The 25,711-nt window shown below is 39.8% G+C and carries 19 protein-coding genes; 6 read left to right on the top strand and 13 right to left on the bottom strand.

Annotated features, from left to right (window positions below; all coding sequences use genetic code 11):
* The first annotated feature begins 6 nt into the window (after window positions 1-6).
* Both kbl and upp read left to right on the top strand, forming a co-directional pair.
* Window positions 7-1,197: a glycine C-acetyltransferase gene (gene kbl / locus ACE1ET_RS11590; RefSeq protein WP_375728574.1), complete on the top strand. Its 1,191-nt coding sequence runs from the start codon at window positions 7-9 to the stop codon at window positions 1,195-1,197.
* 129 nt (window positions 1,198-1,326) lie between these two features.
* The gene (gene upp, locus ACE1ET_RS11585; protein WP_375728573.1) at window positions 1,327-1,980 is read left to right on the top strand and encodes a uracil phosphoribosyltransferase; all 654 of its coding nucleotides are present in this window, start codon (window positions 1,327-1,329) and stop codon (window positions 1,978-1,980) included.
* A gap of 21 nt (window positions 1,981-2,001) precedes the next feature.
* On the opposite strand, the gene ACE1ET_RS11580 is transcribed toward upp, so the two are convergent.
* The gene (locus ACE1ET_RS11580; RefSeq protein ID WP_375728572.1) at window positions 2,002-2,625 is read right to left on the bottom strand and encodes an archaeosortase/exosortase family protein; all 624 of its coding nucleotides are present in this window, start codon (window positions 2,623-2,625) and stop codon (window positions 2,002-2,004) included.
* Entirely contained in the window at window positions 2,625-3,647 is a 1,023-nt protein-coding gene (gene tsaD / locus ACE1ET_RS11575) for a tRNA (adenosine(37)-N6)-threonylcarbamoyltransferase complex transferase subunit TsaD (protein WP_375728571.1), read from the bottom strand. The genes ACE1ET_RS11580 and tsaD overlap by 1 nt, the downstream gene beginning before the upstream one ends.
* 130 nt (window positions 3,648-3,777) lie before the next feature.
* Here tsaD and ACE1ET_RS11570 point away from each other — a divergent pair, with 130 nt between their 5' ends.
* A complete protein-coding gene (locus ACE1ET_RS11570) occupies window positions 3,778-8,154 on the top strand; it encodes a translocation/assembly module TamB domain-containing protein (RefSeq protein WP_375728570.1) in 4,377 nt (1,458 codons plus the stop codon).
* Window positions 8,155-8,254: 100 nt separating this feature from the next.
* A complete protein-coding gene (gene sucD / locus ACE1ET_RS11565) occupies window positions 8,255-9,130 on the top strand; it encodes a succinate--CoA ligase subunit alpha (RefSeq protein ID WP_375728569.1) in 876 nt (291 codons plus the stop codon).
* A 67-nt stretch (window positions 9,131-9,197) separates the two neighbouring features.
* On the opposite strand, the gene yedF is transcribed toward sucD, so the two are convergent.
* From yedF to ilvD, 6 genes are all read right to left on the bottom strand, one after another.
* Window positions 9,198-9,545, bottom strand: coding sequence for a sulfurtransferase-like selenium metabolism protein YedF (gene yedF, locus ACE1ET_RS11560; protein WP_375728568.1), 348 nt, complete (start codon window positions 9,543-9,545; stop codon window positions 9,198-9,200).
* Between the two features lie 122 nt (window positions 9,546-9,667).
* Entirely contained in the window at window positions 9,668-10,474 is an 807-nt protein-coding gene (locus tag ACE1ET_RS11555; RefSeq protein ID WP_375728567.1) for a DUF2971 domain-containing protein, read from the bottom strand.
* Window positions 10,475-10,767: 293 nt separating this feature from the next.
* A complete protein-coding gene (gene ilvC / locus ACE1ET_RS11550) occupies window positions 10,768-12,243 on the bottom strand; it encodes a ketol-acid reductoisomerase (RefSeq protein WP_375728566.1) in 1,476 nt (491 codons plus the stop codon).
* A gap of 300 nt (window positions 12,244-12,543) precedes the next feature.
* On the bottom strand, window positions 12,544-13,089 hold the full coding sequence (gene ilvN, locus ACE1ET_RS11545) for an acetolactate synthase small subunit (RefSeq protein WP_375728565.1): 546 nt from the start codon (window positions 13,087-13,089) through the stop codon (window positions 12,544-12,546).
* A gap of 27 nt (window positions 13,090-13,116) precedes the next feature.
* Window positions 13,117-14,823, bottom strand: coding sequence for a biosynthetic-type acetolactate synthase large subunit (gene ilvB, locus ACE1ET_RS11540; protein ID WP_375728564.1), 1,707 nt, complete (start codon window positions 14,821-14,823; stop codon window positions 13,117-13,119).
* Window positions 14,824-14,834: 11 nt separating this feature from the next.
* Window positions 14,835-16,664 carry a dihydroxy-acid dehydratase gene (gene ilvD, locus ACE1ET_RS11535; RefSeq protein WP_375728563.1) on the bottom strand — a complete coding sequence of 610 codons (1,830 nt, stop codon included), beginning with the start codon at window positions 16,662-16,664 and terminating at the stop codon, window positions 14,835-14,837.
* A 499-nt stretch (window positions 16,665-17,163) separates the two neighbouring features.
* Here ilvD and ACE1ET_RS11530 point away from each other — a divergent pair, with 499 nt between their 5' ends.
* Together ACE1ET_RS11530 and ACE1ET_RS11525 are read left to right on the top strand one after the other, a co-directional pair.
* Window positions 17,164-18,390 (top strand): cation:proton antiporter domain-containing protein, encoded by a 1,227-nt coding sequence (locus ACE1ET_RS11530; RefSeq protein ID WP_375728562.1) that lies wholly within the window; start codon window positions 17,164-17,166, stop codon window positions 18,388-18,390.
* Window positions 18,391-18,445: 55 nt separating this feature from the next.
* Window positions 18,446-20,719 (top strand): trypsin-like peptidase domain-containing protein, encoded by a 2,274-nt coding sequence (locus ACE1ET_RS11525; RefSeq protein WP_375728561.1) that lies wholly within the window; start codon window positions 18,446-18,448, stop codon window positions 20,717-20,719.
* Window positions 20,720-20,767: 48 nt separating this feature from the next.
* On the opposite strand, the gene ACE1ET_RS11520 is transcribed toward ACE1ET_RS11525, so the two are convergent.
* From ACE1ET_RS11520 to ACE1ET_RS11500, 5 genes are all read right to left on the bottom strand, one after another.
* Window positions 20,768-22,000 (bottom strand): nucleoside recognition domain-containing protein, encoded by a 1,233-nt coding sequence (locus tag ACE1ET_RS11520; protein ID WP_375728560.1) that lies wholly within the window; start codon window positions 21,998-22,000, stop codon window positions 20,768-20,770.
* Window positions 22,001-22,107: 107 nt separating this feature from the next.
* On the bottom strand, window positions 22,108-23,295 hold the full coding sequence (locus tag ACE1ET_RS11515; RefSeq protein ID WP_375728559.1) for a DUF4861 family protein: 1,188 nt from the start codon (window positions 23,293-23,295) through the stop codon (window positions 22,108-22,110).
* A gap of 18 nt (window positions 23,296-23,313) precedes the next feature.
* Window positions 23,314-23,985 carry a bifunctional 4-hydroxy-2-oxoglutarate aldolase/2-dehydro-3-deoxy-phosphogluconate aldolase gene (locus ACE1ET_RS11510; protein WP_375728558.1) on the bottom strand — a complete coding sequence of 224 codons (672 nt, stop codon included), beginning with the start codon at window positions 23,983-23,985 and terminating at the stop codon, window positions 23,314-23,316.
* 106 nt (window positions 23,986-24,091) lie between these two features.
* The gene (locus ACE1ET_RS11505) at window positions 24,092-24,451 is read right to left on the bottom strand and encodes a four helix bundle protein (RefSeq protein WP_375728557.1); all 360 of its coding nucleotides are present in this window, start codon (window positions 24,449-24,451) and stop codon (window positions 24,092-24,094) included.
* Between the two features lie 122 nt (window positions 24,452-24,573).
* Window positions 24,574-25,671: a sugar kinase gene (locus tag ACE1ET_RS11500; protein ID WP_375728556.1), complete on the bottom strand. Its 1,098-nt coding sequence runs from the start codon at window positions 25,669-25,671 to the stop codon at window positions 24,574-24,576.
* Window positions 25,672-25,711 lie beyond the last annotated feature (40 nt).

The following is a 25,711-nucleotide window of genomic DNA, read 5'->3' as shown; positions in this document are numbered from 1 at the left end:
TAAGCTATGTACGAAGATTTCAAAACACATTTACAGGAACAGTTAGACGAAATTACAGAAGCAGGTTTATCTAAGAATGAACGTATAATTACATCGCCGCAGGGTGCTGTAATCCGAACTTTGGACGGGAAGGAAGTTCTGAATTTTTGTGCGAATAACTACCTTGGCTTGTCAAATAATAAAAGGTTAATTAAAGCTGCAAAGCTGGCACTGGATTCGCATGGTTATGGCATGTCTTCGGTTCGGTTTATATGCGGAACCACCGACCTGCATAAGGAACTGGAGCAAAAAATAGCACGGTTCTTTGGTACGGAAGATACAATTTTGTATGCAGCTTGTTTTGATGCCAACGGTGGTGTATTTGAACCGTTATTGACGGAGGACGATGCTATTATTTCCGATAGTCTCAATCATGCTTCTATTATAGATGGTGTGCGGCTTTGTAAAGCTGCCCGTTACCGCTACAATAATGCCGATATGGCTGACCTGGAAAAACAGTTGAAAGAAGCTCAGGCTGACAGATTCAGGATTGTAGTAACTGATGGCGTGTTTAGTATGGACGGAAATGTGTGCCCGCTGGATAAAATTGTAGACCTGGCCAATAAATACGATGCCATGGTTATGGTGGATGAATCGCATTCGGCAGGTGTTGTAGGAGATACAGGACGAGGTGTAACGGAATTGTATAACCTGAAGGGCAAAGTTGAAATTATAACCGGAACACTGGGCAAAGCTTTTGGCGGGGCTATTGGTGGTTTTACAACCGGGAAAAAGGAAATTATTGAAATGCTACGGCAGAAATCCAGACCTTATCTTTTTTCTAATTCGTTGCCACCAATGGTTGTGGCAGCAGGAATTGAGATGTTTGATATGATGGAGGAAACCAATGCATTACAGGATAAGTTACATGACAATACAACGTATTTCATGGAAAAAATGAAGGGTGCAGGTTTCGATATTAAACCAACTGCTTCCGCTATTTGTGCGGTTATGTTGTACGACGCCAAACTTTCATCGGAATTTGCAGATAAATTACTGGATGAAGGAATATATGTGATAGGCTTTTCTTATCCAGTGGTTCCTAAAGGTCAGGCGAGGATTCGCGTGCAGTTGTCCGCAGCTCATGAAAAAGAGCATCTGGATAAAGCAATTAAGGCCTTCGTGAAAATTGGCAAACAATTAAGTGTAATTTCATAATAGTTTTCATTTTAGTCACCGGGTGATTACACGCAAATTCAGAATATTCACCCGGTGACTATATTTAAAATTCTATTTTCAACTCATCGATTTTTTTGCCATCTTTGGGAGGTTTTTAAACAACAGGAAATGCATTTACACGACTTATCAAAAGAAAATTCAATCTTAAATAATTTTATTGCCCAGATCAGGGATGTGTCAGTTCAGAAAGATCCTTTAAGGTTCAGACGAAATATTGAAAGAATTGGTGAACTGATGGCCTTTGAGATCAGTAAAACAATGGATTTTGAAGAAAGCGACGTGAATACGCCGTTAGGTGTGGCACGAATTCCAATGGTTCAGGATAAGATTGTTATTGGAACGATTTTGCGTGCCGGACTACCTTTGCATCAGGGCTTTTTAAGTTATTTTGATTATGCTGAAAATGCTTTCGTATCTGCATACCGAAAATACAAGGATAAGCTGAGTTTTGAAATTGCCATCGAATATATTTCTTCTCCTGACATAACCGGAAAGACACTGATTGTTACTGACCCGATGCTGGCAACTGGTTCATCGCTCGAGCTGGCTTATAATGCATTAAAGACAAAGGGCGAGCCCAAAATACTGCATTTAGCGTGTATCATTGGAAGTCAGGATGGGGTAGACTATATTCAGAAACACCTGCCGTTTGATAATGTGCATTTATGGATTGCAGCTATCGATCCGGAGCTGAATGATAAATCGTATATCGTTCCAGGACTTGGTGATGCCGGCGATCTGGCTTACGGAACAAAATTGTAAATCAGACACAAGACGCAAGTATCAGGAAGCAGGATTGTCCTCCTTTCTCAAAGGAGGTGTCACGTTGAGTCGTGACGGAGGATTTTTCGTAATTCTTTCCACCCAAAGCCACCAAAACAGGAAGAGCCCGCCATAAATGATAACCCTGAAAATGACTTTATGAGTGAAGTCAAACCACTCGATATGGAAACGGGTGACGAGGGTAAGTATCACCAGCCTGAAAACATTAAGAACATACATTCCAAGAATAGAGAGAGGAATGTACCATAGTTTCTTCAACCAGCTTCCGGATGCAAACAGGATCACAAAAACCATCATCAGGTATTGTTTTACACCTGAACATGCCCACACAATCGAAATTCCGGGAGAATTATCAAAATACAATTGCTGGTTATACCTGAAGGTTTCAATCCCTAAAATGTTGTTGATAATATACTGAGTAACAGATGTGAAATGATTCGAAATATAAATAAACGGTTTGGAGACATTCAGTGTAAGAAACGTTATAAAACTGTCGTCATCGGATGCGGAAAATGATACTTTCCATATAATATGAACCAGTATAACAATCAACATAAACCTTAGGATTTCCCTGTAAGGTTTCAGCAGGGCTCTGAACCTGTCGATATGTTGCTTTACACGCATTAATCAATCGTTGTCCTTGAAAACGGGGCAACATCGTACGATGTGAATTCACCGTTCAGATATTTGTAATAACCTGTTATGGCTACCATGGCCGCATTATCTGTTGTATAAGCAAATTTTGGAATAAACAGGTTCCATCCGGCTTTATCTGCCGTTTTTTGTAACGCTGCTCTTAAACCCGAATTAGCCGAAACACCTCCGGCTACAGCAATCTCTTTAACGTTATAATCCATAGCAGCTTTTTTAAGTTTTGCCAAAAGAATATCAATAATGGTTTTTTGAAGCGATGCACACAGATCTTCTATATTATGCTCTATAAAATCCGGATCTTCTTTTATCTGATCCCTTAAAAAGTACAGGAACGAAGTTTTCAGTCCGCTAAAGCTGTAATCGTATCCTTTTATTCTTGGTTTGTTGAATTCAAATTTTTCAGGATCACCTTCTTTCGCAAGTTTGTCAATTACCGGGCCACCTGGATAAGGCAGTCCCATGACTTTAGCGCACTTGTCGAAAGCTTCACCGGCAGCATCATCAATGGTTTGCCCAATGATTTCCATTTTGTAGTGGTTATGAACCAGGATGATCTGCGAATTACCACCGGATACCAGAAGGCAGATAAACGGGAATTTCGGTGCGTTCTCGTCATTATCATCTTCCTTAATAAAGTGAGCCAGCACATGTGCCTGAAGATGGTTGATTTCCATCATGGGAACGTTCAGGCTGCGGGCAAACCCTTTGGCAAAAGATGTGCCTACGAGTAATGAACCTAAAAGGCCGGGGCCACGCGTAAAGGCAATAGCCGTGATATCTTCTTTATGAATGTCAGCTTTTTTTATGGCGCTGTCAACCACCGGAATTATGTTCTGTTGATGTGCTCTGCTGGCAAGTTCAGGAACCACACCTCCATATTGTTCGTGTACCTTCTGATTGGCGATTTCATTCGAAAGGATAACACCGTCCCTGATAACCGCTGCTGATGTGTCATCGCATGAAGATTCAATGCCTAATATAATTGTACTCATTTTTTACGTTATTTAAAGAAATGCACGCTTTTTGTTACCTTAATTGTGCACTTATTTTTTATATTTTTGTATTCGAACAAAAAATGGCTTCAAAGGTATTAAAAATCTCTGGAAAATAGCGGTTATAGTCATGGTTCTGCTGATTGGTATTCCCCTGACAGCATATTTTATGATTAAGCAACATGGTGTGCAAACTATGCTGGTACACAGGATTTTGGGCGATATATCGGAACAGACAGGAAGTGAAATTACCGTTGGAAAGGTTAAGTTCAGCTTCTTCCACGACCTCTCGCTTGAAGATGTCTTTGTTGCCGATCAGAAAAAAGATACGTTGTTTTATGCCCATTTGTTGCAGGCTAATTTCGATTCTCTGAACGTTTTTGATAAAAAGGTTCATATTTCTTCACTTAAATTAAATGAAACAACATGTAGGGTTAAACAGTTTACGAAAGATGATTTTAATTTTTCGTTTTTAATTGACTCTCTTTTTACACAGGATACTTTGCGGAAAGAGAAATGGGATTTTAGGTTGAAGACCCTTGATGTTGAAAATGGTGATCTGGCATTTTACGGGCAACAGGATTACAGGATCAGGGATACAAAATTGCGTGTTGACCTTTTGAATGTCTCTAAAGACTCTATAAACCTTTTGGTGAAAGATCTTGAATTTATTGATACGGCTGGTGTGGTGCTAAACGATTTTAGTACAAAATTCATACTAACCCCCAATAAACTCAGTCTTTCCGGTCTAAAATTGCAGACTGATCATTCGAAAGCGGATGTTGTGACCGCTGAGATAAAAGGAGATAGCGTTCTGCATCATATTATTGATCCTAAAACGGCTGTTACCTTTGATGTGAACGAACTGAGAATTGCATCATCTGATATGCGACGGTTTATTAAAAAGTATCCGGACATTTCTGAAAAGATAAATTTCAGTGGAAAGATAAACGGTTCGTTGGGTGACATCAGGGGGAATGACCTGCTATTGTCTGCCGGTGGAGCCTTTGACTTGCTTTTCAATATTAGTATAACAGGTCTTCCTGATTTTCACAATTCATTCATCTTTGCCGATTTTAACCGCATGTTTATTTCTCCCAAAAATGTTATCCCGGAACTGGAGAAGCATTTGAAAAGGGAGATGCCGTTTAAGAATGAGTTGATAAAATTCGGGCGGCTACTTTATACAGGTTCACTAACCGGTTTCCCCGGAGATTTTGTCGCATTTGGGGAACTGAATTCTGAACTGGGCTCAATTCACGCCGATGTAGCTTTAAAGGATAATGTGAAGCAGGAAAAAATTGAGATAACCGGTAATGTAAATACCGAAGGATTTAATGTTGGAAAACTTCTTGATAAAGAAGATGAGCTTGGTTTTGCAAGCATGAATGTGGAACTTGAGGCCGATGATCCTTACGACGATTATATGTCGATGTTTATAAACGGCGAGATTTCTTCACTGGAGTTTCATGGGTATACCTATTCAAATATCTTCCTGCGCGGTGTATTCGGGAACAAGCATTTTAACGGGGGAGTAAACATTAACGATCCGAATATATCCATGCTTTTTACAGGTAGGATAGATTTCTCGGACGTCATGCCTATCTTTGACTTTGAAGCCGATATTCGTAAAATAGCTCCTTATCAGCTTAAATTGTCCCAAAAATTTAAAAACGGCATCTTAAATACACAGCTAAAAACAAAACTTAAAGGTGACGCACTGGAAAATCTGGAAGGCTATATTGGATTGTATGATCTGAAATACTCCAACAAAAATGGCGATATTACTACTTCGAATGCGACAGTCTTTTTTAACAGGGAATTTGACCACTCATCAATTCAAATCAATTCAGACTGGTTAAACGGACAGATTTCCGGACAATATAAATTTGGTGAGCTTAAAAATTCGTTTGCTGAAATCGTTCACCCATTTCTGCCAACATTGGCTTCTTCCATAAGTGATAAAAAGCAAGTCACAGAGAACCAATTTGATTTTTCATTTACGGTTTCAAGTATTGAAAATATTGCTAATGTTTTTGAACTGCCTTTTTCTATCTCTTCTTCAGGAAATCTGAATGGTCGTATAAATGATGTTGACAATAATTTGAATTTGTCCCTTTCATTTGATAAGGCACGGTTTAAAAAATTCAGCATTGATACTTTGAATTTCGACCTCAAACAAAACAACAATCAGGATATAGAAGCGGTGCTTTCCATGGATAAACTGGACATGAATAATAAATTTCTGGAAAACATACGGTATACGATGATGTCGAAGGGTGACAGCATTGAGAATTCCGTAGTTTGGAAAAATAACAGCAGTACGGTTTATGAAGGAGATCTTAATACCGGGTTTAAGTTAAAGCGCACAGAGGATGACCTTTTACAGTCTACGTTTAATATCCGTCCCTCGCATATGACAATCAGTGATTCACTTTGGACGATTTCGCCCGCCACAGTAGTTATTGATACTACAGGTGCTGATTTTGCTTCGGTTTTTATCAGTAACAACGACCGGTTCCTGGCAGCCAACGGAAAACTCTCAAAGCTTAAATCAGATACCTTTAGCCTTGATGTGGAAGGTTTTGAGCTGGAATATTTTTCACAGTTTTTAAACGCTGAGAATCTGTTGCTACAGGGACGGATAACAGGTCAGTCGTATATCAATGCTGGTTTCGGGACCCCGGTAATAAATTCGGATTTCAGGATAACAGATTTTGTGCTGAATAATATTTATGCCGGCGATATGGACGTAAAGAGCGACTGGGATGAGGTAAACCGGAAGATGAATATCTATGGTGAAAATGTCATCAGTAAAGATCAGCAGTTGGATATTAACGGGGCCTATTTCCCCGCAGATGACTCACTTTATTTAGCAGGAGATATGGAAAACCTGCCGGTTAAATACATACAACCATACCTGGAAACCATCATGCAAAATATGCAGGGATTGGGTTCAGGAAAAATAGCTTTGGAAGGAAATGTTAAACACCTGAAACTGGTAGGGGATGTATACCTTGAAAACGGATCATTTGACGTTGGTTACCTTAATACGCGGTATTTTCTGTCGGATTCCGTTCATTTTGTGGAGGATGCTATTGAGTTCAGGAACATAAAAGTTTATGATGTTTATGGTCATAGTGGAACGTTCAATGGTGAACTTAAGCACAAAACCTTTAAGGATATGTCGTTCGATATGTTCCTTGACTTTAACAATATGCTCGCATTAAATACAACGTCCAAGGATAATGATATTTATTATGGAACCGTTTATGGAACAGGCGTTATGGCAATTTATGGCGAGGGATCGAAAGTGCATATGGATATCAATGCAAGGACTGAAAGCAATTCAGAAATCTTTTTACCATTGACATCGACAGAAGTGGCAGCAGAAAGCGGATTTGTACGGTTTGTTTCTCAAAAAGAGAGTTCTCAACAGGTTGAAAAAGAAGAGGAGAATCTGGATTTGTCAGGATTCTCTTTCAATATGGAAGTGGAAGCAACACCGGATGCAAAGGTGGAACTTATCTTTGATTCCAGAATCGGAGATATTATAAAAGGACAGGGGAGTGGGACGTTGGACTTTAGTTACGATACCAAGTCCGACTTTAAAATGTACGGAGACTATACAGTGACCAGTGGTGAATATCTGTTTACGGCTCAGAATGTCATTAATAAACGATTTGATATTGAACCGGGTGGTGTCATCAAATGGAGTGGTGATCCGTATAATGCGACATTGAACCTCGATGCCTATTACAGAACAAAAGCTTCCCTGTATGATTTATTACAAAGCGGAGCGGTGGATGATGTTAACAGAAGTTTGCGGGTTCCGGTAAATTGTCATATGATGCTGACTGATAATCTTATGAACCCGACGATTAAGTTTGATGTGGTTCTTCCAACGGCAGATCAGGTGACGCAGCAAAGTGTTGCTAACGTTCTGAGTAATGAGAATGAAGTCCAGCGGCAGGTGATTTATCTTTTAATGTTTAACCGTTTTTATTCAATTGAAGGAAATGGCAACTATGGCGCTTCCAACCAGGCTGCGGTAGTTACAGCCAGTGAGTTTGCATCGAATCAGTTAAGTAACATGCTGTCACAGCTAAGCGACGATTTTGACCTGGGAGTTAATTACAGGCCTGCCGATGCTGCATCGTTAACAAAGCAGGAGGTAGAGATGATGTTCAGTACTAAAATGTTTAACGATAAATTGTCGATTAACGGAAACTTTGGTTACCGGGAAACACAGACATCTGCATCGAATTTTGTGGGAGATTTTGATGTGGATTACCGCCTGAACCCCAAAGGTAATTTTAAACTTAAAGCGTATTCCCATACCAATGATAACATCATTTACGAAAACTCTCCAACAACACAGGGATTTGGTTTTGTTTATAAGGAAGAATTCAATAGCTTTGGTGAATTGGTTCAGCATTACAAGAGCCTTCTGAAGAAGAAAGAAGAAAATAACGCCAATACAAATGAAGATACCAGCCGTAAATAATGTCTTGTCACACAACATTTTTACAGCCGTTTTAAACATTTTGCAAAGGCATCTTGTTCTGTAACGTAAACACAATACTTAACCTTAGTTCAAAAAAAAGATGGCAATACTTCTCACTAAAGAATCAAAAGTACTTGTTCAGGGATTCACAGGAAAAGAGGGATCCTTTCATGCCGGTCAAATGATTGAATACGGCACAAATGTGGTAGGTGGTGTAACTCCTGGTAAGGGAGGCACATTGCATATGGACCTGCCTGTTTTTAATACAGTTTCTGAAGCAGTAAAAGCAACAGGGGCTGATGTTTCCGTAATTTTTGTTCCGCCGCCATTTGCTGCCGATGCCATTATGGAAGCTGCTGAGGCCGGAATTAAAACAATTGTAGCCATTACGGAAGGCATTCCGACTCAGGATATGGTTAAGGTTCAGGAATATCTGAAAGAAACTCAAGCCCGTCTGGTTGGTCCGAATTGTCCGGGAATTATTACACCGGGAGCCGGTAAAGTTGGTATTATGCCTGGCTTTATTCATACACCGGGTAAAATTGGTATCGTGTCACGTTCTGGCACATTAACATATGAAGCCGTTTATCAGACAGGGCAGGTTGGTTTAGGCCAGTCATCGTGTATCGGTATAGGTGGTGACCCTATTATAGGATCTTCCACCAAAGATATCGTGGAAATGTTTATGAATGACCCGGAAACGGAGGGTATTATACTTATTGGTGAAATAGGTGGTAGCATGGAGGTTGAGGCTGCCGAATGGATTAAGGAAAACGGAACCAAACCGGTTGTTGGGTTTATTGCAGGTCAGACTGCTCCAAAAGGAAAACGTATGGGACATGCGGGTGCCATTGTGGGTGGTAAAGCCGATACGGCAGAAGCCAAAATGAAAATTATGGCAGATTGTGGCATTCATGTGGTAAAATCACCATCTGACATTGGCCGTACCATGCTGAAAGCATTAGGAAAAAATTAGTATTATTCCGATATAACAAGCGAGGGTTTCATTCAAAACGAAACCCTCGCTTTGTTTTATAAGGATTTTACAGCGTAATAACCTTATCAGCTATTTTTTGCAGCTCAATAATATCCATCATCGTTCCTGCAATGCCAACTTCAATTTTGTCCATTAAGTCATAATGCTTCAGACAGGTTTTACAGGCCATCAGCTTTACCCCTTTTTGTTCCAATGCTTTGGCAACGTCAGTAACAGGAGAACCTTTACAAATTAACTTTACGCCGCTATTGTAAAATACAATAAAACGGGGCAATTCATCTTCTTCATTAATCAACTTAAAATAGTTGGTAATAAGTTGCAGACCCAAGGCTTCATCGCCTGATCCCATGCCATCGTGTGATATCTGAATCAATGTATTTTTAAAGTTTTTCATGTGTGTGAATTTAACAAAATGTTGAGTAAATGTTTGAGGGGCAGCAGTAGAATCTTAGCCACTTGTAAAAAAAGATTTTGCTTTTATATTTATTTTTTTAACTCTATTGTTGTGTAACAATCTTATTTGCAGGGTTTTATGGTTTTTTCACTTAGTAAAAAATTATTTTCGTTGATTATCATTCTTTTGATAGTGATATTATTAAAATCTAAATTGCTTTTCCTTATTTTCTCAATCGCCTCCTCAATTTTTTTATCAGGAACATTACAGCCAAAAATTATTTCTTTAACATATTTACTTTCGTAATTGATGTACTCATGTTCCGATTTTTGATCTTTACATCGTGAAATTGCTCGAATTTCTTTTTCATATTTCCATCTAATTGATTTAGTTGTCAACCAGTATAGAATAATCCGATAAAGATCGGTTGCACCATCAAGTTCTCTCAATTCGGCGAGATATTTAACAGGACACAAAATGAATTTACCATCATATTTATGAGGAAAATTAAATCCAATACAGATACCAGAGTGCTTATCAGCATAGTATGACCACATTAAAACCTCATTATTAACTTCGGAAAAGCATGACAATTTGTATTCCTTCCTTTTCTCTTTTAATATTTCAGCCTGATTACTCTGATTCTTGAACTTTCTTTTTAGTTCTCTTCTTTCCTGTCGTGAAATTTTTACTGATAAATTATTAATTGTCTCTTCAACTAGTTTTTCGTCATAGTTTATTCTTAATAGTTTCTCGTTACAATCAAAAGGGTCATTAAAAGTATTTGGATCAGAAAATTTTAAGGATTGCTTTAGTAATATTTCCTTAAGCGCCACATCAAATACTGCATATTGATAAAAAATCTCAGTTTCTATAACTTTTTTTAAATCATTCGTTATAATATCTTCAATTTCAGACTTAAATATCATGGAGAGCTGTTTTTTAACCTTTCACCAAGCTAGACTTATCTACTCAATTGTTGTTATTTCTGCCTTATATATTATCTTTCTAATTCATCAAGTAATTCTTTACAGAAGGTTCCTTTGGGAACAGGGGCATTTCAACTTTGAGAATCTAAAATTACATTAAATATTTCATGGATAAAACTTTAAAAACACAAAGCGAGGGCTTCGTTTGGAACGAAACCCTCGCTATTTTAGCGTTATAGACAAAAAAACCCGCTTTAAGCGGGTTCTTTGTTATTGTGAATCTGAATAATCTGTTAAACGATTTTCTTCATGGCTGCCATGGCTTCACGCAACTCGGCACCAACAATTTCCACATCGTGGTAACGGATCTCATCGTTAATTTCAATCAGTTCCTTGTTATCGACGTGGGCGTCTTTACCATCGTTAAAGTTCTTTCCGATAACATTGGTGTCAACAGACGACATGAAATCGGCCAGAAGCGGACGGCAGGCATGATCGAAAAGGTAACAACCGTATTCTGCAGTATCAGAAATAATGCGGTTCATCTCGTACAGTTTTTTGCGGGCGATGGTGTTAGCAATAAGAGGCGTTTCGTGCAGCGATTCGTAATAAGCAGATTCAGGTTTGATGCCGGATTCGGTCATGGACTCGAATGCCAGTTCCACACCTGCTTTTACAAAGGCTACCATTAACGTGCCATTATCAAAATATTCCTGTTCCGGGATCGTAACATCAGAAGCCGGAGTTTTTTCAAATTCTGTTTCGGCTGTTGCAGCTCTCCATGTCAACAGGTTTTTATCGCCGTTAGCCCAGTCTTCCATCATGGTGGTAGAGAAGGTGCTGTCCAGAATGTCATCCATATGTTTGATAAACAGCGGACGCATAATCTCTTTCATTTCTTCAGCCAGTTTAAAAGCCTCAACCTTGGCTGGATTTGACAGACGATCCATCATGTTGGTGATCCCACCGAATTTCAACGCTTCAGTTGTTACTTCCCATCCGTACTGGATTAGTTTAGAAGCATATCCTTTGTCAATGCCTTTTTCAACCATTTTGTCGAACATCAGAATGGATCCGGTTTGTAGCAGACCACAAAGAATGGTTTGCTCACCCATTAAGTCTGATTTCACTTCAGCAACAAAAGAAGAGTGCAGAACACCGGCTTTATGACCACCTGTTCCGGCGCAATATGCTTTGGCAATTTCCATACCGTCGCCATTCGGGTCGTTTTCGCGGTGAACCGCAATTAATGTAGGAACACCAAAGCCACGGAGGTATTCGTTACGAACCTCAGAACCCGGAGATTTAGGTGCTACCATTATTACTGTAATGTCTTCACGGATCTTCATTCCTTCTTCCACGATGTTGAAACCGTGAGAGTAAGAAAGACATGAATTCTTTTTCATTAACGGAACAACAGCTTCAATTACATTGGTGTGCTGTTTGTCCGGTGTTAAGTTGATCACTAAATCAGCAGTGGGGATCAGTTCTTCATAAGTGCCAACTTTGAAATTATTTTCAGTAGCATTTTGATAGGATGCACGTTTTTCATCAATTGCTGACTGGCGCAGTGCATAACTTACGTCCAGACCGCTGTCGCGTAAATTAAGTCCCTGGTTTAAACCCTGTGCACCACAACCAACGATAACGATTTTTTTCCCTTTTAAATAATCCACACCTCCGTCGAATTCGGCGCTGTCCATAAAGTCGCATTTGCCTAACTCCTGTACTTTCAGACGAAAAGGAAGTGAGCTAAAATAATTTGCCATGTTTATTTATTTATTATATCCTGTTTAAAATCAAATTTTTTAGACGGCTGCAAAGATAGTCAATTTTACCCAAAATATGAGCTTTGTCATGTTAGAATCAAGTATCATGTATCACGTATCAGGATTTCTTAATTTGATTAAATCCTCTATTCCTGACCGAAGCGTCAGGAACACCTCCTTTTTGCTTCGATATGTTCCAGCATTGTTTCGGGACTACTTAGCAACCTAAAGGAGAACATGTGACTTTTACATGTTAAGATCAAGTCTTATGTCTTGTGTCTTGATTCTTGTATCTTGATACTAATTTGACAGTTTATCTAAAATTGCATCCCTTTCTCTGAGAAACTCTGAAAGTCTTTCGATAGAAGAACGTGTAATAGCTATTCGTCCGGAGCGAATAAACTGCATTACACCAAACTGGTTCAGCTGGTCGAAAAATTCCTGTGTCTCTGATTTGTGGCCTGTCTTTTCAATAACCGTAAAATCGTGAGTTACCTCAAGAATGCGGGCATTATATTTTCGGATCAACCCTTCAATAAGATCTGTTTTCATCAATTCTTCAGTTGGAACTTTATATAAGGCCACTTCCTGGAAGATCATCTCATCGTTGGTATGATAAAATGCTTTCAGAACCTCAACCTGTTTTTCAATTTGTGTTACCACTTTTTTAACGGTATCTTCGGTTACTTCAATTACAATGGTAAACTTACTGATGCCTTTTATGGCAGATTCCGAAACGGTAAGACTTTCGATATTGATTTTTCTGCGCGTAAAAATAATGGTGATCCGGTTTAGCAAACCAATGTTATTTTCAGTAAAAGCAGATATGATATATTCCTGTTTCATGATTTTCTTTTTTTGTGTTGTTACTCCTTATTTTTTTGGTACTTCAAGAAGAATCTCTGATACAGATGCTCCGGTTGGAACCATCGGGAATACATTGTCTTCTTTTTCAATCATAACCTCAAGCAGGTAAGGACCTTTGTGATCTATCATTTTCTGAATCTCTTCCTCAAGATTTTTGCGTTCGGTCACCCTTACAGAAGGAACACCAAACCCGTCGCCCAGTTTAATGAAATCAGGGTTGTTGAGGTTCGTAAATGAGTAGCGTTTTTCGAAAAACAGCTGTTGCCACTGGCGTACCATTCCTAAAAAGTTATTGTTCAGGATCACAACTTTTACAGGAAGTTTTTCCTGTGCTATGGTTCCCATTTCCTGCATGGTCATCTGGAATCCGCCATCACCGCAAACGGCAAAAACTTCGCGGTCAGGAGTACCGAATTTTGCGCCAATGGCAGCCGGAAGGCCGAATCCCATGGTTCCTAGACCACCTGATGTTACGGCACTTCTGGATTTGGTATATTTAAAATAGCGGCTGGCTATCATCTGGTGCTGACCAACATCGGTAACCAAAACAGAGTTGTTATCGGTTTTTTCAGCAAGGATACGGGCAACCTCTCCCATGGTCAATCCAGGTTTTTTAGGATGGATATCATTCTCAATGACTTTTTTGAGTTCGATATCGTAACAATCTTTAAATTCCTGTAACCATGCATCATGATGGTTTGGCTTAACCGCATACGTAAGGAAACGGAGTGCCTTTTTGGCATCACCCAAAATTGCCACCTCAGTTTTTACGTTTTTGTCAATCTCTGCCGGATCAATCTCGATGTGTATCACCTTGGCCTGCTTGGCATAACGGCTCACATCGCCGGTAACGCGGTCATCGAAACGCATTCCCACAGCAATCAATACATCACACTCGTTGGTTTTAATGTTTGGACCGTAATTGCCATGCATTCCCAGCATACCAACATTCAACGGATGATCAGTAGGCAGTGCACTGGTTCCCAGTAACGTCCATGCAGAAGGAATTCCTGTTTTTTCAATAAATTCCTTAAGCTCACGTTCTCCGTGCGATAAAATAACTCCCTGTCCAAAAAGCAGAAGTGGTTTACGTGCTTTATTAATTAGCTCGGCTGCTTCGTCAATTTTGGTCGGATCAATTTCATATTCCGGAATGTAGCTTCTGATCTTTTTGGTTTTAGTATATGAGAAGTCCAGTTCTTTAAACTGTGCATCTTTGGTTATATCAACTAAAACCGGACCCGGACGTCCTGTTCTGGCAATATAAAATGCCTTGGCCAGAACCTCAGGAATTTCTTCAGTTTTAGTGATCTGGTAATTCCATTTTGTGACCGGCATAGAAATACCCACAACGTCAGACTCCTGGAATGCATCAGTACCTAAAAGTGGTGATGCAACCTGACCGGTAATGCAGACGAGCGGAGTTGAATCGATGTTTGCATCAGCAAGTCCTGTCACGAGGTTTGTGGCACCCGGACCTGAAGTGGCAAAACATACACCGACATTTCCGGTGACCCTGGCATAACCCTGTGCAGCGTGAATAGCACCCTGCTCATGTCTGGTTAAAACGTGTTTTACTTTGTCTCTGTAGTCGTAAAGGGCATCGTAAATGGGCATAATTGCACCACCCGGATAACCAAAGATCAACTCTACCTTTTCTTCAATCAAAGAGCGAATAACTGCTTCTGAGCCTGAAATTCTTTCTGTTGCCATATCTATTGCGTTTATTCTATGATTCTAACTGCGCCTTTGTCGGCACTTGTAACAAATTTTGAATATGCTTTTAATGCATTGGATACTTCACGATCCCTGTTGCGGGCAGTGAATGCATCCTTGCCATATTTTTCTTCTTCTTTTCTTCTCTCTGCTAATTCCACATCGCTGAGTTTTACCTGTAGCAAACGTTTTGAAACACTAATCTCGATGATGTCGCCATCTTTTACAAGACCAATATTGCCTCCTGCGCCTGCTTCCGGTGAAATATGTCCGATAGACAGACCGGATGTTCCTCCTGAGAATCGTCCATCTGTAATCAGGGCACATTCTTTGCCCAGATGGCGTGATTTAATATAGGACGTAGGATAGAGCATTTCCTGCATTCCCGGACCTCCTTTCGGACCTTCGTAGGTGATCACTACCACATCGCCGGCTTTGACCTCTCCGCCTAAAATACCATCCACAGCAGCATCCTGAGAGGTATAAACCTTAGCTGTTCCTGAAAAATCAAACAAATCCTCATCGATACCGGCAGTCTTCAAAACACATCCATCCTGTGCAATGTTTCCGAAAAGCACAACTAATCCACCCTCTTTGGAGTAGGCATGTTCAATATCCCTGATGCAGCCACGTTCACGGTTGCTGTCGTGCTGACGGTAATATTTTTCCTGTGAACCCATTTCCTTGCTGCGGACACCAGCCGGAGCACTAAGGAATACCTGTTTGGCTTCTTCGCTGGCAGTATCGCGCATGATGTCCCACTGATTAATGGCTTCTTTCAATGATAAACCGTCAGCTCTTGAAACGCCTGTTTCCAGTAAGCCGCCTCGTTCCAGTTCGCCGAGTATCCCGATAATACCACCGGCACGGTTTACATCTTCAATATGATAATTTGAGTTGGGAGCCACTTTACTCAGAACCGGAATTTTGCGCGACAGTTCATCAATGTCTTTCATAGTGAAATTTACACCGGCTTCATGCGCAATTGCCAGAATATGCAGTACTGTATTAGTTGAACCACCCATGGCAATATCCAGTGTCATAGCGTTCATAAATGCATCTCTTGTTGCAATGGAGCGGGGCAGAACCGATTCATCACCGTCGCGGTAGTATTTCCATACATTTTCAACGATAATATCGGCTGCTTTTTCAAACAATCTAGTTCTGTTTTTATGGGTTGCCACAATGGTTCCGTTTCCTGGTAGTGCCAGACCGATGGCTTCATTCAGGCAGTTCATAGAGTTGGCCGTAAACATACCGGAGCATGATCCGCAGGTAGGGCAGGCATTCTGTTCTACTGCCCTTACGGTTTCATCATCTATACTATCATCGGCTCCCATCACAATGGCATCAACAAGGTCCCACTGTTTTCCAAGTGCATTACCGGCTTCCATAGGTCCTCCTGATACAAATACCGTTGGAATATTAAGCCTCATGGCAGCAATCAGCATTCCCGGAGTAATCTTGTCACAGTTGCTTATGCAGACCATGGCATCCACCTTGTGTGCGTTACACATATATTCCACACTGTCGGCAATCAGGTCGCGCGATGGTAAGGAGTATAACATCCCTCCATGTCCCATGGCAATACCGTCGTCGATAGCAATCGTATTAAATTCGGCTGCAAAACAACCTTTTTCTTCAATTAAACCTTTAATGTGCTGTCCTATATGCTGAAGGTGAACGTGACCAGGAACCATCTGTGTAAAGGAATTTACGATGGCAATAATCGGCTTGCCGATCTGCTCTTCCTTCATTCCGTTTGCTCTCCATAAACTTCTGGCTCCTGCCATTTTTCTACCCTGTGTGACGGTGTCACTTCTAAGTGGTGTCTTCATATTCATCAATCTTTTCTGTATCTCCCTTAACATTAAAAAAGCCTTTCTCTGTTTGAAGTGAGAAAGGCCTTAGAATATCCTTGTTTAATTACGTACCGTTCTCATTTCATTCTGTATCCAATTAGAATGACCACCACGACGAGGCTAAGAACTGTATGTAATTTTGATATCATCAATTTCAAATTTTGATTGACAAATGTACACCTTATATTGATACCTGCAAAAAAATATTAGTAAAAATGCCCTGAAAAATTCAATTTAGAATAAAAACAGGGGTGAAATGTTATAATTCCTAAGATTTCGCAGAATTTAGGATATTGTTTTTTCGAAATTAATGTTTTTAAATTGGAATCTCCTACGGTTATTATTGAACAAATATTAACATTATGAGAATTTTCTTGTTTAAGTAGTTGAATAAAAAGATTGAGAATTTTGGGAAATATTCAACCAATGTTAAATAATTTAAACTGTTTGAATACATTTGTCGTAAATATTTGAAATGGAATTTAATTCATATACGCTGATCATAGGGGCATCCATTATACTGGTGATCTCTTATTTTTTTAACCTGTTATCATCTAAGACACGTATTCCCAGTGTTTTAATGTTGATTATATTGGGTATGCTTTTACGTGAAGGATTGCATATGGCAGGTTACAATAAAATTAACTGGATGCCGGTACTGGAGGTTCTGGGAATTGTCGGGTTGATTCTGATTGTTCTTGAGGCATCAATTGATTTAAAACTTACGCGTAAAAAGACAAAGATGATTATGACGTCTTTTACGGTAGCGTTTATATCTTTTGTGGTCAATACGTTTTTGATTGCATTTATTGTGCAGGCATTCATTCCACATATTGAGTATATTATATCCCTGGTGTATGCTATGCCGTTTTCAATTATAAGCAGTGCTATCGTATTGCCCAGTGTGGCCCATCTGGCCGAGGACAAAAAAGAGTTTCTGATTTACGAAAGCACCTTTTCAGATATTCTCGGTATTATGGCATTTTATCTTCTGATTGAGAATATCGGTGAGACTAATTCAGCCATGATTGGAATAGAAGTTACAGGAAATATCCTGGTTACTATTATTATATCAGTGGTAGTAGCATATGCATTATTAATAGGATTACAAAAAATTAAGAAGAATATAAAGTTAACCCTGTTGATTGCTATTTTGCTTTTGCTGTATTCGGTGGGGAAAATGTTCCATATTTCATCGTTACTGATCATTCTTATGTTTGGTCTGGCGTTGGCGAATCCACAGATCTTTTTTCGCAGGTTCTTTAAAAAACATTATAACCCGGAACGATGCTCTATCATATTAAATGATTTTAAATTTCTGACGGCAGAAACTGCTTTTGTGGTCAGAACATTTTTCTTCGTCATATTTGGTGCATCGCTGGCTGTTACCAGTTTATTTCATGCCCAGGTCATAGTGCTAAGTCTTATTAGTCTGGTTGTAATTTATGGATCGAGATGGATACAGTTTTATTTTGTAGATAGAAAAGATATGTATCCACAGGTATTTCTTGCTCCCAGGGGCCTGATTTCAGTACTTCTGTTTTTTGCCATTCCTAAAGAATTGAAACTACCGGATTTTGAAGCTGGCATACTTTTATTTATTATACTGTTCTCCAATATTATCATGGCTTTTTCGTTAGTAAAAGGAGATAAAAAGGATAAAGGGGCTGAGCTGCCTGCATCAACAGAGTCTGAGCACTGATTATGGATAAAAAGCAGAGAAATAAAATTTTCTATATTTGTACAAAATAATTTGGATGAGGACCTTTCCCTTGGTGATATTACTCTCTCTTGTTGCGCTTTGCAGTACGGCACAAATCAGTCATGGCGGAAAGCCGGTAGGAATTTCTGCGATGGGAATGAAGAGATTATCATTTGATGAGGTAAAAATGCCCGAAATCAGAAGCGCTTTAAAATCGCAAAGTTTTGATGCTGATAAAATCCACTTAAAAACCTTAAAGTTTGCTGAAAGCTTTCCTGTAGATCTGACACCGGATAACTCGGGAGTGTGGAGCACACTAAGTGATGGTTCTAAAGTATGGCGCTTACTTGTTTCGTCAGAGGGCGCCAAATCTTTAAATATCATATTCAGTAAATATCATATTCCTTCAGGAGCTCAATTGTTTATTTATAATCCTGAAATGACCCAGATTTTGGGAAGTTTTACATCTGCCAACAATAAAGCAAGTGGAATTTTACCGGTGATGCCATTGGATGGAGACAAGCTCATTGTAGAATACATCGAACCTGCTAATGTGGCTTTCGGAGGTGAACTGGAGATCGGCACTATTAATCACGATTTTATGGGAATAAATGATATTTTAAAGGATATTCCCATTGGTAATTTTGGTAGCAGCCAGGCCTGCGAGGTGAATCTGAGTTGTGAAAATGGCTGGGATCAGCAATCGCAGAGTGTTGTTAAAATGATTATCGACGGTAATGAGTTGTGTTCCGGATCATTGATCAATAATACAGCAGAAGACGGTACTCCATACGTTCTTACTGCTGCACACTGTTATACAGATCATAGCTTTAATGCGTACGGTACCATTTTTATATTTAATTACCAGGTGCCCAATTGCTACAACACGATTGAAGGAAGCCGTGAGCAAACCGTTGCAGGCGGATATATGAGGGCATATTCCGAGCAGGAAGAGTTTAAAAATTCTGATTATGCACTGGTTGAAATGAGTGTGATTCCTCCAGCCGCATACAGGGCGTATTACAGTGGATGGGATGCTTCAGTAACTTCAGTGACTGATGTTGTTGCAATACATCATCCTAATGGTGATGTAAAAAAAATATCGCGTGACGAAGATGCTGTTGGGATCACATCACTTATTGTAAACAATTATTATTATAAAACCTATTCCCACTGGTGGATTAAGGATTGGGAATCAGGAGTGACTGAAGGTGGATCATCCGGTTGTCCACTGTTTAATCAGGAAGGGTATATTATTGGAGCTTTGAGTGCTGGTCAGGCAAGTTGTACCAATATGATCAATGATTTCTTTTTTTGTCTGAGTAAAGTATGGACATCACATTCGGATCAGACGAAAACCTTGAAATACTGGCTCGATCCTTTAAATTCCGGTTCACTGAAACTGGATGGTTATATTCCGGAAGAATTGGATACAGTAGAGCGCATAAGTAATGTAAAAAAGGGAGAAGATATTAACGTTGTCAGCCTGGGCTCAAATGGATACCTTGGCGGATTTAATAAAGCAGGCATAACAAAATATGCAGAACACTACCAGTTGACAGAAGGCTATGAAGGGCAGGTTCTGGGGCTTTATTTCGTGCCACAACTGGGATCAGCATCATCGGCGTCCAGTATTAACTTCAAAGTATGGGAGGGTGGTGCGCAACCCGGAAATGAATTGTGGAGTAAACAGGTTTATATAAAAGAATGGCTCAGAACACAGAAAATTGATGGAACGGTTAGCAAATTTGGTAACACTGGAGGATATTATACAAAGGCATATTACAACGATAAAGAAAACTTTATAGAAATTGATGAGAATGTTGAAACTGGTAACGATTTTTATGCGGGGTATGAAATAGTGTCAAACGGTCCGGTTGATACATTTGCACTATACCAGGTTGTTGATCGTGGCGGGAGTGGTGAAAATACTGCATGGTTTTATCAGAATGATGCATGGAATACGTTCCCAAATTATTCAGGATCACCTGTGAATAGCAGCCTGTATGTGGATGCCGTGGTAAGGATTTATAAAAATCCGAGCGATACCTTTATTCCCACAAACAATAAAAAAATTGTAAAGTTTATTGAACCCTCGCCGGCTATAGGTGATTATTTTACATTGCATTTTACGGATCCTCTTTCAGAAGATGCTGTACTTTCTGTGTATACGCTAAATGGTACCAAGATTGACGAAAAGAATATGCCTTCCGGTTCTTCTTCATATGACGAAACCTTTGCAACCAAGGCAAGTGGGATTTATATACTAAGAATTATTTATCAGAGTAAAACTGAAGTTTACCGCGTTGTTAATCTCTCAAATTTTTAGAAACAAGATTCAAGATATAAGATAATTTTTAGTCTTGATTCTAATAAATTAATGAAAAAACAGGTAGGCCAGCAATATCGAAGCTACAATACCTACAAAATCGGCAATTAAACCACAGGTAACGGCATATCTTGTATTTTTTATGCCCACTGATCCAAAGTAAACGGCAATAATATAAAATGTGGTGTCGGTTGCACCCTGAACGGTTGACGCTACTCTTCCAACAAATGAATCTGCTCCGTACGTCGTCATGGCATCCACCATCATACCGCGTGCGCCGCTTCCGCTTAATGGTTTCATAAAAGCTGTTGGAAGTGCTTCCACAAAATCAGTATTGATTCCCAAAAGATGAAATCCGGCAGCAATAAAACTGATGAGTTCATCCATTGCACCCGATGCTCTGAAAACGCCAATAGCTACCAGAATTGCCACTAAATATGGAATTATTTTTATGGCTATTTTAAAACCATCCTTTGCGCCATCAATAAACGCATCATATACATTTATTTTTCGTATGGCTGCCATTCCTATAAACAAAATGATCACTGAAAACAGGATAATGTTGGCAGTAAGACTCGAGACAACCTTGATTTGCTCTTCATCCAGGTTCATGAATAAAATAATCATTCCGGCAACCAAAACAGTCAATCCTCCCAAATAGGATAGTATCACCTTATTAAACAGATTTATTTTCTGGTAAATGGCAACGCTTACCAGTCCTGCTAACGTTGAGAAAAATGTAGCAAGTAAAATTGGGAGAAATATATCTGTTGGATTTACTGCTCCCAACTGTGCCCGGTAAACCATTACACTGATCGGCAGGATGGTGAGCCCTGAGGTATTCAGTACCAGGAACATGATCATTGGATTGCTGGCAACTTTTTTATTCGGATTGGTTTCCTGCATTTGGTTCATGGCCTGTAATCCGATAGGCGTAGCAGCGTTATCGAGGCCAAGCATATTAGCTGCAACATTCATGACGATAGAACCGTACGCCGGATGGCCTTTGGGGAGATCAGGAAAAATTTTCTGAAAAAACGGGCCGATTAGTTTTGCGAATCCGTTAATAGCTCCGGCTTTTTCCCCAATTTTCATCAGCCCCATCCATAAGGTAAGCACACCAGTTAATCCCAGGGAAATTGTAAAACCTGTTTCGGCACTGTCGAATGTGGCTTTCATCATTTCGGGGAAAACATCAAGGTCGCCAAAAAAAATCAATCTGATGAGAGCGACAATGAATGCAATTACGAAAAAGGCTATCCAGATGTAATTAAGTACCATATTACATGACGGTTTTAGCAAATGTAGCTAAAATCGTGTATAATTCATGACATAAAAAAAGCAATGACTGTCATAGCCACTGCTTTTTTTTATTTAACCTTAATATTCTATTTAATTGTTACTTCAAGTGGCTTTGTAATCTGAACCGCAAAATCGTTCAGATACTTTTCCCACTCCTCAGTTGATGCAAATTGTTTGCTTTCTTTCCAGAAGAATCCTGCATAGTAAATTATTTTGCCATCTATAGGTTTCATGTGGAATAGTAGATGGCTTTTTTCGGGCTGATTTACAATGTATTCCTCGTATCCGGTTACATATTTCGGATCAACCACAACCGCATTATTTAATTCTGAACCAAAATATGCTTTGTCATCAAAATTGAACCAGGCTGCATTTTCATCGGCACTGATCTTTTTTTTCTTTTCATGCAGTGTTATTCCGACAGTAATGGCATCCGTTCCTTCTACGGTCACTTCAAAACGCGTCAGGTTCGAACCTTTATCAATCGAAATATACTTTGTTTCAGTCACCGTGTCGTTGCCTGCGGCATACGGCGCATATTCCAGTTTAAAATCGCCCCGAAGAATGCCGTCTTCGATCTTATGCCATTTAATATAGTTTTTAGCGGCGTACATTTTACCGGTTTTTTCATCAAAAACCATTGTGCCACCTGAGCCACGACTACTGCCAACATGGTAGTTATCCAGCCCTTCGCCGGTGTCTTCATGGTATGTTCCACCTTCAGATGGTTTTTTGTACCATTTGTTGATAATGGGATAATCCACCTTTTTGAGCCAACAGTCCACACCGCTTGACAGAGTTCCTCCCGGATCGCCCGCTTCAGTGAGACGCTGCGCTTCAGGACCATAAACCCTGAAAGCCACACGGTCATTCTCCCACGCGTAATCGTCTATGCGCTCAGGCACAAATCGTGAATAACATACAATCTCTTCGTCCGGTGCAGCTTCACCCGGTTTTAAGTTTCTGAGCAAAAATTCAGCAGATGAATTTGCGGCTATTTCAGGCTGAAACAACGCTACAGTTGCCGTATCAGAATCTTTCCCTTTACTCAGCTGAACCGGAAAAAATAATCCGTTCCCAAGGTTTTCTGCGACCAAGGTCCCGGAAAGATCAAGGCTGTGTTTTTGGAGTGCACCTAAAGGAACAGAAACGATTTCATGAGTGCGTTCAACCTTGGTTGAATTGTTTACAATTACCGTAACTCCGCTTTCCTTGGTACACGAACCAAGAAGTACAACAATTATGGATGCGTAGATTAAATTTTTGATGCGCATGGCAATCGGATTATAACGTTATTTTTTAAGATCGTGTACAACTTTCATTGCAGCTTTTACTTTTGCAGTTACTTCGTCGTACTTTTCATTTTTAATGACATCAGCAGGGAAAAGCTTTGATCCTAATCCAACACAGGACACACCTGCATCAAACCAGGCTTTCAGATTTTCAGGATCAGTTGATACACCACCGGAAGGCATGATCTTAGTCCATGGACATGGCGCTTTAATTGATTTTACAAATGAAGGGCCACCAACCTCAGAGCCAGGGAAAATCTTTACAATTTCCACACCCAGTTCTTCAGCAAGATTGATTTCGGATAATGTGCCACAACCAGGCATCCATGCAATCTTACGGCGGTTACAAACTTTAGCTATATCAGGATTCAGTGATGGGGAAACGATAAAGTTAACCCCAAGCTGAATGTACAGCGATGCTGTTCCAGGATCAACCACAGAACCTACACCCATAACCATTTCAGGGCAATTTTCGGCAACCCATTTATTCACTTCAGAAAATACTTCGTGTGCATAATCACCGCGATTGGTGAATTCAAAAACACGGGCACCACCATCGTAGCAAGCTTTAATGACTTTTTTTACGATTTCGGCGTCTTTGTTATAATATAAAGGTACCAATCCGGTTTCAACTACCGTGTTCAGTACATGCATTCTGTCAAATCTGGCCATAATAATCAATTTTAAAATTAAAAGGTAAAAGGCAAAAGCTGTTTTTAGAACAAAGGCAAAATTGAAAAGTAAAAAGTCAAAAACATTTTTACAATTTATCTTTATCTTAAATATTTGCTTTTGAATTTACCACGATTCTTCCTAATATTTTTTTTAATTGTTCTGATTCATCTTGTAAATAACGTAACTCTTCTTTAAGCTCTCCTTCAAAAGAAATTGTTGCATCAATTATACGAAGCCAGTAACTACTTTCCCGCATCTCTTTAAGCGAAATTTCAGTTTTGTAAATAAAATCAGCTTTTGAAGAGCCTGCCTGGGCTTCCTCATAATTGGCACCGGGAGAAGTACATGATTTTGAAAGTTGATATCGAATATTATTGTATTCCGGTTCTCCTGGCAGGTTTCCCAAAAATAATATATTCCTTACAGCAAAATTAAAGAGACGTTCAGCCAAATCATTTTTCATGATGCGCTTTATTTTATCATTAAATTATATAAAAAACACATATTTGTAAAATTGAATTCTCTACGTCTTTTTTAACTTTCTCCTTTTGACTTTTTCCTTTACCGTTCCCCCTTTTGCCTTGTTTATCGGTCCACTCTTGCACTTCCACCACCGATAATCTTTTCTACCTCCGATAAGGTTGCCATGGTAGTATCGCCGGGTGTTGTCATTGCCAGGGCGCCGTGAGCAGCACCGTATTCTACCGCTTTAGCACCATCGTTGAATTCAAGGAAGCCATAAATCAGTCCGGAGGCAAAGCTGTCTCCGCCACCGACACGGTCCATAATTTCCAGGTCTTCGCGGTGTTGTGCTTCATGGATTTCCCCGTCGGCATAGCAAATAGCTCCCCATGAATTTACAGTGGCTGATTTTACTGTACGCAAGGTTGTTGCAATAACCTTGAAGTTAGGATATTCCTTCACTGCATTTTTAATCATGGATTTGTATCCACCCAGATCCAGTTCTTTCAGTTCGTCATCGTTTCCGGCAACCTCAAGTCCCAGACAGGCTGTAAAGTCTTCTTCGTTACCAATCATCACATCCACATATTTCGCAATTTCCTTGTTGACCTCCTGAGCTTTGGCTTCGCCACCAATGGCTTTCCATAATGACGGACGGTAGTTCAGGTCGTAGGAAACGATAGTTCCGTATTTCTTGGCTATTTTAACGGCTTCGATCACTGTTTCTGCAGCCGTTTCCGATAACGCAGCAAAAATTCCACCGGTGTGAATCCAGCGAACACCTAAGGTTCCAAAGATATATTCCCAGTCAATATCGCCCGGTTTTAGTTGAGAAGCAGCCGTATTGCCACGATCCGATACTCCTTTGGCTCCACGAATACCGAAGCCACGTTCGGTAAAGTTTAACCCGTTGCGAACGGTTCTGCCACAACCATCATAATCCACCCATTTTACAAACTGGGTATCCAGTCCTCCCTGAAGCATGAAATCTTCAATTAGCGCTCCTACTTCATTGTCAGCCAATGCCGTTATTATGGCAGTCCTTTTCCCAAAGCATTTTTTCAGTCCGCGTGACACATTATATTCTCCGCCACCTTCCCAGGCGCGAAATTGTCTGGTCGTTCTGATTCTGCCTTCTCCCGGATCAAGGCGTAACATTACCTCACCCAAGGAAATGCAATCGTAGGTACACTCCGATGCTGGTTTAACCTGTAAAGTCATCTTTTAAAATCTATTTCGTTTTGTTGTTTTGATTGTAGTT

The sequence above is a fragment of the Quyinboa mangrovi genome (assembly GCF_042219825.1).
Taxonomy (GTDB): Bacteria; Bacteroidota; Bacteroidia; order Bacteroidales; family UBA5342; genus JBHJHP01.
This window is presented reverse-complemented; position numbering and strand designations above follow the sequence as displayed.

Bases quoted from the DNA above. Each gene is read 5' to 3' on its own strand.
- kbl (WP_375728574.1), top strand. From the start codon at position 7: ATGTACGAAGATTTCAAAACACATTTACAGGAACAGTTAGACGAAATT.
- upp (WP_375728573.1), top strand. From the start codon at position 1,327: ATGCATTTACACGACTTATCAAAAGAAAATTCAATCTTAAATAATTTT.
- ACE1ET_RS11580 (WP_375728572.1), bottom strand. From the start codon at position 2,625: ATGCGTGTAAAGCAACATATCGACAGGTTCAGAGCCCTGCTGAAACCT.
- tsaD (WP_375728571.1), bottom strand. From the start codon at position 3,647: ATGAGTACAATTATATTAGGCATTGAATCTTCATGCGATGACACATCA.
- ACE1ET_RS11570 (WP_375728570.1), top strand. From the start codon at position 3,778: ATGGTTCTGCTGATTGGTATTCCCCTGACAGCATATTTTATGATTAAG.
- sucD (WP_375728569.1), top strand. From the start codon at position 8,255: ATGGCAATACTTCTCACTAAAGAATCAAAAGTACTTGTTCAGGGATTC.
- yedF (WP_375728568.1), bottom strand. From the start codon at position 9,545: ATGAAAAACTTTAAAAATACATTGATTCAGATATCACACGATGGCATG.
- ACE1ET_RS11555 (WP_375728567.1), bottom strand. From the start codon at position 10,474: ATGATATTTAAGTCTGAAATTGAAGATATTATAACGAATGATTTAAAA.
- ilvC (WP_375728566.1), bottom strand. From the start codon at position 12,243: ATGGCAAATTATTTTAGCTCACTTCCTTTTCGTCTGAAAGTACAGGAG.
- ilvN (WP_375728565.1), bottom strand. From the start codon at position 13,089: ATGAAACAGGAATATATCATATCTGCTTTTACTGAAAATAACATTGGT.
- ilvB (WP_375728564.1), bottom strand. From the start codon at position 14,823: ATGGCAACAGAAAGAATTTCAGGCTCAGAAGCAGTTATTCGCTCTTTG.
- ilvD (WP_375728563.1), bottom strand. From the start codon at position 16,664: ATGAAGACACCACTTAGAAGTGACACCGTCACACAGGGTAGAAAAATG.
- ACE1ET_RS11530 (WP_375728562.1), top strand. From the start codon at position 17,164: ATGGAATTTAATTCATATACGCTGATCATAGGGGCATCCATTATACTG.
- ACE1ET_RS11525 (WP_375728561.1), top strand. From the start codon at position 18,446: ATGAGGACCTTTCCCTTGGTGATATTACTCTCTCTTGTTGCGCTTTGC.
- ACE1ET_RS11520 (WP_375728560.1), bottom strand. From the start codon at position 22,000: ATGGTACTTAATTACATCTGGATAGCCTTTTTCGTAATTGCATTCATT.
- ACE1ET_RS11515 (WP_375728559.1), bottom strand. From the start codon at position 23,295: ATGCGCATCAAAAATTTAATCTACGCATCCATAATTGTTGTACTTCTT.
- ACE1ET_RS11510 (WP_375728558.1), bottom strand. From the start codon at position 23,985: ATGGCCAGATTTGACAGAATGCATGTACTGAACACGGTAGTTGAAACC.
- ACE1ET_RS11505 (WP_375728557.1), bottom strand. From the start codon at position 24,451: ATGAAAAATGATTTGGCTGAACGTCTCTTTAATTTTGCTGTAAGGAAT.
- ACE1ET_RS11500 (WP_375728556.1), bottom strand. From the start codon at position 25,671: ATGACTTTACAGGTTAAACCAGCATCGGAGTGTACCTACGATTGCATT.